Origin of the sequence: Candidatus Electronema sp. TJ (genome assembly GCF_048287355.1) — a bacterium.
In the GTDB taxonomy this organism is placed as follows: domain Bacteria; phylum Desulfobacterota; class Desulfobulbia; order Desulfobulbales; family Desulfobulbaceae; genus Electronema.
Map to the genome: position 1 here is coordinate 1 of NZ_JBLWEP010000109.1, position 8,117 is coordinate 8,117.

The 8,117-nt window shown below is 56.8% G+C and carries 8 protein-coding genes; 2 read left to right on the top strand and 6 right to left on the bottom strand.

Annotated features, from left to right (window positions below):
• Nucleotides 1-68 precede the first annotated feature (68 nt).
• Nucleotides 69-1,250, top strand: coding sequence for a (Fe-S)-binding protein (locus ACNKID_RS08630; RefSeq protein ID WP_417913030.1), 1,182 nt, complete (start codon nucleotides 69-71; stop codon nucleotides 1,248-1,250).
• Nucleotides 1,251-1,463: 213 nt separating this feature from the next.
• On the opposite strand, the gene ACNKID_RS08635 is transcribed toward ACNKID_RS08630, so the two are convergent.
• The 6 genes from ACNKID_RS08635 to holA all read right to left on the bottom strand — a co-directional run bounded on the left by ACNKID_RS08635 (nucleotide 1,464) and on the right by holA (nucleotide 7,603).
• The gene (locus tag ACNKID_RS08635) at nucleotides 1,464-2,315 is read right to left on the bottom strand and encodes a nucleotidyltransferase family protein (RefSeq protein WP_417913031.1); all 852 of its coding nucleotides are present in this window, start codon (nucleotides 2,313-2,315) and stop codon (nucleotides 1,464-1,466) included.
• Between the two features lie 110 nt (nucleotides 2,316-2,425).
• Nucleotides 2,426-2,626: a selenite/tellurite reduction operon protein ExtJ gene (extJ, locus tag ACNKID_RS08640; protein WP_417913032.1), complete on the bottom strand. Its 201-nt coding sequence runs from the start codon at nucleotides 2,624-2,626 to the stop codon at nucleotides 2,426-2,428.
• Nucleotides 2,627-2,773: 147 nt separating this feature from the next.
• The gene (locus ACNKID_RS08645) at nucleotides 2,774-3,274 is read right to left on the bottom strand and encodes a TlpA family protein disulfide reductase (protein ID WP_417913033.1); all 501 of its coding nucleotides are present in this window, start codon (nucleotides 3,272-3,274) and stop codon (nucleotides 2,774-2,776) included.
• Nucleotides 3,275-3,443: 169 nt separating this feature from the next.
• Entirely contained in the window at nucleotides 3,444-5,735 is a 2,292-nt protein-coding gene (clpA, locus tag ACNKID_RS08650; RefSeq protein ID WP_417913034.1) for an ATP-dependent Clp protease ATP-binding subunit ClpA, read from the bottom strand.
• A gap of 51 nt (nucleotides 5,736-5,786) precedes the next feature.
• Nucleotides 5,787-6,104 carry an ATP-dependent Clp protease adapter ClpS gene (gene clpS, locus ACNKID_RS08655; protein WP_417913035.1) on the bottom strand — a complete coding sequence of 106 codons (318 nt, stop codon included), beginning with the start codon at nucleotides 6,102-6,104 and terminating at the stop codon, nucleotides 5,787-5,789.
• Nucleotides 6,105-6,256: 152 nt separating this feature from the next.
• A complete protein-coding gene (gene holA / locus ACNKID_RS08660) occupies nucleotides 6,257-7,603 on the bottom strand; it encodes a DNA polymerase III subunit delta (protein ID WP_417913036.1) in 1,347 nt (448 codons plus the stop codon).
• A gap of 260 nt (nucleotides 7,604-7,863) precedes the next feature.
• Here holA and ACNKID_RS08665 point away from each other — a divergent pair, with 260 nt between their 5' ends.
• Complete coding sequence (locus ACNKID_RS08665; RefSeq protein ID WP_417913037.1) at nucleotides 7,864-8,094, top strand: transposase-like zinc-binding domain-containing protein; 231 nt, start codon at nucleotides 7,864-7,866, stop codon at nucleotides 8,092-8,094.
• Nucleotides 8,095-8,117: the final 23 nt, after the last annotated feature.

Here is an 8,117-nt window from a genome sequence, read left to right on the forward strand (position 1 = left end):
CCGCCCGGCATACGCAAGAAACTTTTCCGTGAACAGCAGAGGTCACAACTTGGGTGAGAGCTAACAGATTGAAGAAAGGCAATATAGCTGATGCGAGTTGCGCCAAATGCGGCGCATGCGTCCCAGTCTGCCCAGTCTGCCGCGCCGAAGGCCGTGAGATCTTCACTGCCAGAGGCCGGATGCACCTGCTGGCTGTTCGCCCCGGACCGCCGTCCGTCCTCTTCGCCGATATTTTTTCCCGCTGCCTGCTCTGCGGGGCCTGCGAGCAGGTTTGCCCGCGCAGACTGCCGATCACCCAGCTGATCATAGAGACCCGAAGCCGCCTGCCGCTGCTCTACCCGACCAGCCTCCAAAAAGCGGCTGTCTGCACTATCCTTGCACGCCCTGTCCTGCTCGACGGCTTGGTACGAGCGGGCATAAGCCTCCGGCGGATCTTGGCCCTGCCTGCGGATTCTGGCCTGCGCTTACGCTTGGCCCTGCTGGAGGAGCGGCCCGCGCCGCTGGAGCAGGATAACAACCCGGCCACGTCCAGCCTAGCCGCGCACATCAATTACTTCACCGGCTGCTTCGCCCGCCATTTACAGCCGTCCATTGCCGCTGCTGTTAAGCACCTTCTGCGCCGCTGCGGCATCAGCGTGCAGATTCCAGCTGGGCAAGGCTGTTGCGGCTTGGCGGCTTGGAGCGCAGGCAGGCTGGATTTGGCCAGAGAACTGGCCCGGTGCAACATCTCCGCCTTTGCCAAAACTACAGGGCCGGTGCTCGCCTCCTGCTCGTCCTGCGCAGCGCATCTGCTCGCCCTGCCGTCGTTGTTCGCTGAAAATGATCCGCAGCGACTACAGGCGCAAACCTTGGCCGACCGGGTGAGGGAGTTCAGTGCGTTCTTCAGCGAGACATTGCCGCCAGCGGAGTCTGCCTGCGGCCTGCGTGTTTTTTATCATGACCCCTGCCATCTCCGCTTTCTGCCAGACGGGATGAGTGCTCCGCGCCGTCTGCTCCGACTAGCTGGATGTGTTGTGCTGGAACCAGAGGAAAGCCCGCTCTGCTGCGGACAAGGGGGATTGTTTGATATGGTTTACCCGGACAGCTCGGCGAGTATTTTTGCCAGCTGCGCTGCTCAAGCCCTTGCAAGAAAGCCCGATTGCATCACGACGGCCTGTTCCGGTTGCCTGATGCAACATCAGGCCCGATTAGGAAAAAAAGAGGTCAAAACCGTGCATCTGGCAGTTCTTCTGGAGGAGGCCCTGATATAGAACTGGTCCTGACGCAGCGGCCTGACCTCTCTACAGCTCTTGCAAGAACTGTGCCAAGAATCTAAAATAACACAGATGCAGAAAGTTCATTTATGATTCCTCATGGATGCCCTGTCAGATAGTCATCATGAATACAAAATGAGAATACTTATTGTTCACATCTGTGCGAGTCATTTTTACTCACCGCTCCCAGCGGAATTGAGCAAAAATGACTCAGCAGCAGGGCATGACAATCTGATCCGCCAGTTCCACGCCAGACGGGACGGCAGCGTTTTCCCAAACAATACATCGGGTAAGCTGTGCTCCTGCGCCAATCACCGCGCCCGCACCTACCGCACCCCAACTATTGAAAATAGCCCCCTCGCCTACCTCTGTCTGTGTACTTATTTCCCAAGCAGGGATTCTTTCCGCCAGCAGGCGGCGATGCAGGTCAAGGTAGTCCGCCAGAGTGCCGATGTCCTGCCAGAAGCAGCCGTCCACCCGGACGCAGCCGACTTGCCTAGCCTGCGCCAGATATTCATAGAGGTCGATGATATGAAAAAAGCCTTGGGCAGGAATTCGGGCAAGCACCTCTCGCTCAACAACATGCAGACCGGTGAAAGCCAGCAATGTCTCGCCTGCCTGAGTCGGCCCGAAGCCGCAGACCCGCTCACCACGCACCCGCACCGTGTTGAAGCGGGGGCAGTCGTGCAAGGCCAAGGTCACGGCGCGACCGCCAGCGGCATGAGCCAATAGCAGGCCGCTTAGACTAATGTCGTGATATATGTCACCGTTCATCACCAGCACCGGGCCGTCAGCGAAATTTTCCATCGCCTTGCGCAGCCCGCCGCCAGTGCCCAGCACCTCCTCCTCACGCTGCACAATCACCTCCGGCCTTTCCGCTGCAGCCGCAACGATTTGTCCAGCCAGATGATGGCAGTTGACCACAGTTGTCCCGCAGCCCGCTACAGCCAGTTTGTCGAATAAAATATGCAACAACGGTCGGTTGCAAATTGGAAAAAGCGGCTTCGGGCGGACAAGGGTATAAGGCCGCAGCCGGGTGCCCAGCCCAGCTGCCAGAAGCATGGCCTGCATCTGTCTTAAATTCTATTCAGAAATTCTCAATAAAAAAAGCCAGTGACACACTACTTCCCGTCACTGGCTTTTCACTCGACAGAAAACTGCCTGACCGTGTTTCAGCAGCCCTCAACCTTCTTTTCAGACTTCGGCTGAACTTTCACTTCGGTCCCAGCTTTCAGCTCGGTTTTCTCGCAGGTCATGGTTACTTTATCACCTTCAACTGCATCAACCTTGCAATTTTCGCTCTTAGCGGCAAAGGCAACGGCGGCGGCGGCAACAAAAGCTGCAACCATAACTGCTGCAACGGTCTTCTTCATAAGAATTTTCTCCTTCAAAAATGGTTCGTTATAGGACAGAACAGATGCCGTCCTAAATAAGTTAAGACAAATTTTAATTTGTTCCCAACTTTTTGTCAACAAAAAGCCAAATCGACATTATTAACTATCTATTTTTCAGAAGAAAAATTACTTTGCCCCGCTTTGTTCGGCCAGCAGTTCGTCAATGTCCTGCCGCAACACGGCATGGGCCACATAACCGGGATAGCTTTTCACCACGTTGCCTTTCCGGTTGACTAAAAAAGAGGTGGGAACACCGGAGATACCGCCGAAGCCGTTCAGCACAGACTCATCAGCCATGACCACAGGATAATTGATTTTCGTCTGTTCAATCAGTTTGTTGACGATCTTACTGCCGCCCTCATCCACGGAAATGCCCAAGACAGAGAAACCCCGTTCGCTCAGCTCCTTCTGTAGACCGATGAACTCAGGAATCTCCTCCCGGCAGGGTGGGCACCACGTGGCAAAAAAAGTCACTAAGAGCACCTTATCCTTGAATTCGTCGCTGCTGATTTTTTTCTCATCAACGGCGGAGGGAAGGAGAAAATTGGGCATGGCTTTCGCCGCCAAGGTCGCGCAGGGCAGAAAGAGGAGCAGGGCGACCAAGACCGCAGCTTTGATTCTCGTCATCAGACGCATAAGAACACCTATTCAAATTTCAAATGATTTTTAGGCAGGAAACACATGAACGGCTTCCGTTTTTCCGGCTGCACTGTTTTACATCCACAAACACAGTCTTGTCAACTCAGGAAGGAAAAACGGCAGGCTGCGGAGAACTGAGGGCAGCCTGCCGAACGGTTCAGGAATACTCGAAGGTAACTTTTCCTTTGCTGCACCCGACCTGCACCTTGCCGCCCTTGCTCAGTTTACCGAAGAGAATTTCCTCGGTGAGCACGTCGCCGATCTCCTTCATGATCAGGCGGCGCATAGGCCGTGCGCCAAAGGCTGGATCGTAGCCCTGCTCGGCCAAATGCTTGCGGGCCGCCGTGGTCAGGCTGATGGTCACATTTTTATCAGCAAGCTGGCTTTCCAGCTCGTGAATCATCTTGCCGACGATGCGTTCCACCGCCACAAGCTGGAGCGGATGGAAGGTGATGATGCTGTCCAAACGGTTGCGGAACTCCGGCGAGAAGAGATTTTTCAAGGCTTTCTGCTCCTTGCCCTTGGAGTCGCCGGTGAAGCCGATGGTGCGCTCGGTCATCTCCCTTGCGCCCGCGTTGGTGGTCATGATCAGGATCACGTTGCGAAAATCCGCCCGCCTGCCGCTGTTGTCGGTCAGGGTGGAGTGATCCATAACCTGAAGCAGGATCGAAAAGACATCCGGATGCGCCTTTTCGATTTCGTCCAGCAGCAGCACGGTGTGCGGGTGCTTGCGGATCGCGTCGGTGAGCAGGCCACCCTGCTCAAAGCCGACGTAGCCGGGAGGCGCACCGATCAGCCGCGAAACCGCGTGCTTCTCCATGTACTCGCTCATATCAATCCGCTCAAAATGGACGGAGAGCGACTGAGCAAGCTGGCGGGCGACCTCGGTTTTGCCCACGCCGGTAGGCCCGGCAAAGAGGAAGGAACCGGCAGGAGCGTTGGGGTTGCCCAAGCCTGCACGCGCCCGCTTCACCGCCCGCACCACTTCAATAATAGCCTCATCCTGGCCGAAAATCACCGACTTCAGGTCGAGCTCCAAATGGCGCAGGCCTTCGGTCTGATTATTGACCTTGGAAACCACCGGCACCCGTGCCATCTTGCCGACGATGGCCTCTACATCGGCCAACGTGACAACCGAGCCGGTTTTTCCGGCCAGGCGCATGGACGCGCCCACCTCGTCCATCACATCAATGGCCTTGTCTGGCAGGAAGCGGTCATTGATGTAGCGGTTGGCCAGCTCGGCGGCGGCGGAAATCGCCTCCTCCGAATAGGTAAGCTGATGGTGCTGCTCGTAGCGGGGCTGGAGGCCGCGCAGAATGGCGCAGGTGTCCTCCACCGACGGCTCCTCCACATCAATTTTCTGAAAGCGGCGCGACAGGGCGCGGTCTTTCTCAATGTGGTTCTTGTACTCCTCATAGGTCGTCGAGCCGATGCAGCGCAGGCTGCCCGACTGGAGCGCGGGCTTGAGGAGATTGGAGGCATCCATTGAGCCGCCGCTGGTCGCGCCTGCGCCAACAATGGTGTGCATTTCGTCAATAAAAAGGATGGCCCGTTCCATTTTTTCAACCGTGTTGACCACCGCCTTCAGCCGCTTCTCGAAATCGCCCCGGTACTTGGTGCCAGCGACCAATGCCCCCATGTCGAGCATGTAGATGGTCGTGTCTTGCAGCAAAGCCGGAACGAATTTGGCCGGATCGGGCGTTTCGCTTTTGCGGGTCACGGCATCTTCGTGAATGCGCAGAGCCAAGCCCTCAGCAATGGCGGTCTTACCCACGCCCGGTTCACCGACTAACAGCGGGTTATTCTTGCGGCGGCGGCAGAGCACCTGCATCATCCGCTCCAGCTCCTTGCCCCTGCCGATGAGCGGATCAATCTTGCCGCTGGCCGCCAGCACCGCAAAGTTGACCGTATAAAGCTCCAGCGGATCCTCGCCCTCAGCCTTCTTTTTTTGCTCCTTGGCCGGGCTGTCGGGCTGATCAGCCTGCCGGGCCATAGGCAGCGGATTATTTTTCGGCGCACTGCTTTCAGCCATGTGGTGGGAAAGATACTCCATCACTTCCATCCGGCCCACGCCCTCGCTGCCGAGGAAATACACGGCGTGCGAGTCCGGCTCGGCAAAAATCGAGACCAGCACGTCGCCGGTGTCCACCTCGCGCTTGCCCGCGCTCTGAACATGATTTACCGCCCGCTGAAGGACGCGGTTGAAGGCCACGGTCTGGGACGGCTCGGCCTTGCCGGTCTGAAGCAAGGGAATGCCTGCGGAAAGGAACTCCTCCAGCCGCTCTTTCAGCGATTCATTGCTGCCGCCGCATTTCTCAATAATCTGGGAGGTCATGTCGTCATGCAGCAGACCCCAGAGCATGTGCTCGACGGTCACATACTCATGCTTCTTCGCTTTCGCTTCTTTTATGGCCTTGATAAGGGCCAGCTCCAATTTTCTGCTTAACATGATGGCCGCCTTCTATGTGAAAATTTTACGTTCAGAGTCATGCGCGGCTGCTCAGGCCCGCTCCAAGGAGCATCGCAACGGGTACTCATTCTGCCGGGCCAGTTGATGCACTTCCGCGACCTTAGTTTCACCGATTTCACGGGTGTAAATACCGGCCACGCCACACCCCTGATGATGGACATTGAGCATGATCGCAGTGGCTTCCTCCGTGCTTTTGCCGAAAATCATCTCCAGTATCATGACCACAAAATCCATGGTCGTATAGTCGTCGTTGTGCAGAAGAACCTTGTAGAAGGGAGGCTCTTGGAGCTTCTCCCGGTCTTTGAGCAAGGTTTCTTCCTTGGTTCCCGAATAAGTGGTTGTACTCATGCTGCTGCTGACCGCTGTGCTGAATTTGCGCCCCGGCTGCTTGGCCCCGCGCGCAGGGGCCTGCCGGAACAGGAAAAACGCTGGTTCCTTCTTGTATTGTATAATGCCCGATTTTAATTTTGCAAGTTCCCTTTCACGAAGAGGGCGGATTATCATCGCCTTATCATCATGGCCAGCACCGTGTGCTGCACCACAGTGTCGGCAGCGATGGGCGAGCCTTTCAGCCGCCGGTCAGCGGCGAGCAGGAGCTGCATCCAGTCCCGCAGCAGCGGCAGCGGAAATCCGGCGGCGGTCTTGAATTTCATATACAACGCAAAGGGATGGCCGGACAGCTCGCTCTGCCAGCGCGGATTGGCCTTCAGCAGCGGCAGGCACTGCTCCTGAAAAACATTGGCAGCCATGCTGGACCGCCAGTGATATTGCTCCTGCTCCAGCAACGAACGGAAAAGGAGCAGGCTGCGAACGTAATTGCGCAGGGTTGCCAGTACCGCCAAGCCGTGGATGCCGTTTTCTTGCAGGCGGCCTGCAATGAACAGAGCTTTTTCCAAATTTTTATTGCCCACCGCCTCAGTCAGCTCAAAAACGGCCTCTTCGCGGGTGCGGCCCACCATGCGGTTGAGATCGTCCAGCGTGATCCGAGGTGCGTCGCCGACCGAAAGAGCCAGCTTCTCCGTCTCCATCACCGCCGCCGCTGGATGGAAACCGACCCGCTCCAGTAGCTGCTCAATCACGCCCTTGTCCAGCGTTTTACCGAATGCTTGCAGCGTCTTGCCGATCTGCTCGCGCAGCACAGCCTCCTGCTCTTTTTTCGCCTGCGAAGATGAGCCTGTGTCCACGCTCAAATCAAGCACAGCGAATTTCGCGCTGAAGGATTTGTACAGCTTCTTGCGTTTGTCCAGCTCTTCGGCCAGCAGAAGCAGCGTGTTGTTTTTGGGCAGACCGCTTTCCAAGGCCGCCAGCAGCAGCTCGCCCGCGTCTCCGGCAGCAAGGCCGGATTTGGCCGCCTCCATCTGGCCGAGCACCGTGCCAGTCCAGCTCAGATTGCCTGCGGGCTTGGCAAAGCCGAAGCATTTTTTCCACTGCTCCTCGCTCAGGCTGCCGGGATCGTCCGCGCTGTCCAATCCAGCGGCGGCAAGCATGGCCCGGAGCTGCCGCCCCGCCTTGTCCGCACTGCCCTCCTCCCAGGCTTTGACCGCTTTTTTCCAGATTGCCTCGGCGACATTTTTGGAAAGAAAAAGCCTGCTGCCATTGACCCGGAAAACCTGCCTGCCGCCGAGCAGGCTGAAGCTGCGCAACTTGGCCAAGGTGCTGCCGTGGTCTTCGCTGTCGCCGTCAATGGTGTGCACCGTGCCGCCCTTGGCGCAGAGGGCCGTGCAGACCTGCTCAGCAGCCTGCTGGCAGAGCGAGCGTTCGCCGAAAAGCAGCAGGGCCGGGCACGGCGCGCCGCCGCTGATCTCGCGGAGCAGCTCGTTCAGCTTGCTGCGGTCGTAAACGGGCATGGATGGGCAAATTTCGAGTTCATAATCAAACCTACAGCATGGGGTTTAGCACCGGCGGGCGGGATTGTCAAAAAAATAATAAACGCCTACCTAATGTGCCACTCTTAAAAAAGGGTGGTGGTCAACTAGCAAGTGATGCTCTCAAATTGAGATTGCAGCGGACAATGAAGAGTCGTGTTGCGAGTTCATGAAAAGGTAGTGGCTAAATAGCAAGTGATGAGTTAGTACAGGGAGAGGATACAAGAAATCATCACCCGCCGATGCCGCTGCTGGACAGCGTGAGCATCGTGAAAAACGGGCATAATGCTCAAGGTCGGCAGCGGCATTGGTGCAAAGACTGCAACAAACGTGCGGCGCTGCATCGCAGCGAAAAGAAGAAGGAAGAAATAATCGGTGCTTGTCATGAACGACCGAGCATTAGAGGGGCATTTCCCGCATGCTCGGTGTCATCCGGCAGGACCTTGCTTCCTGGCTCAAAAAAAAGGCGCTGAAAATCCAGCTGCAGAAGAAACGC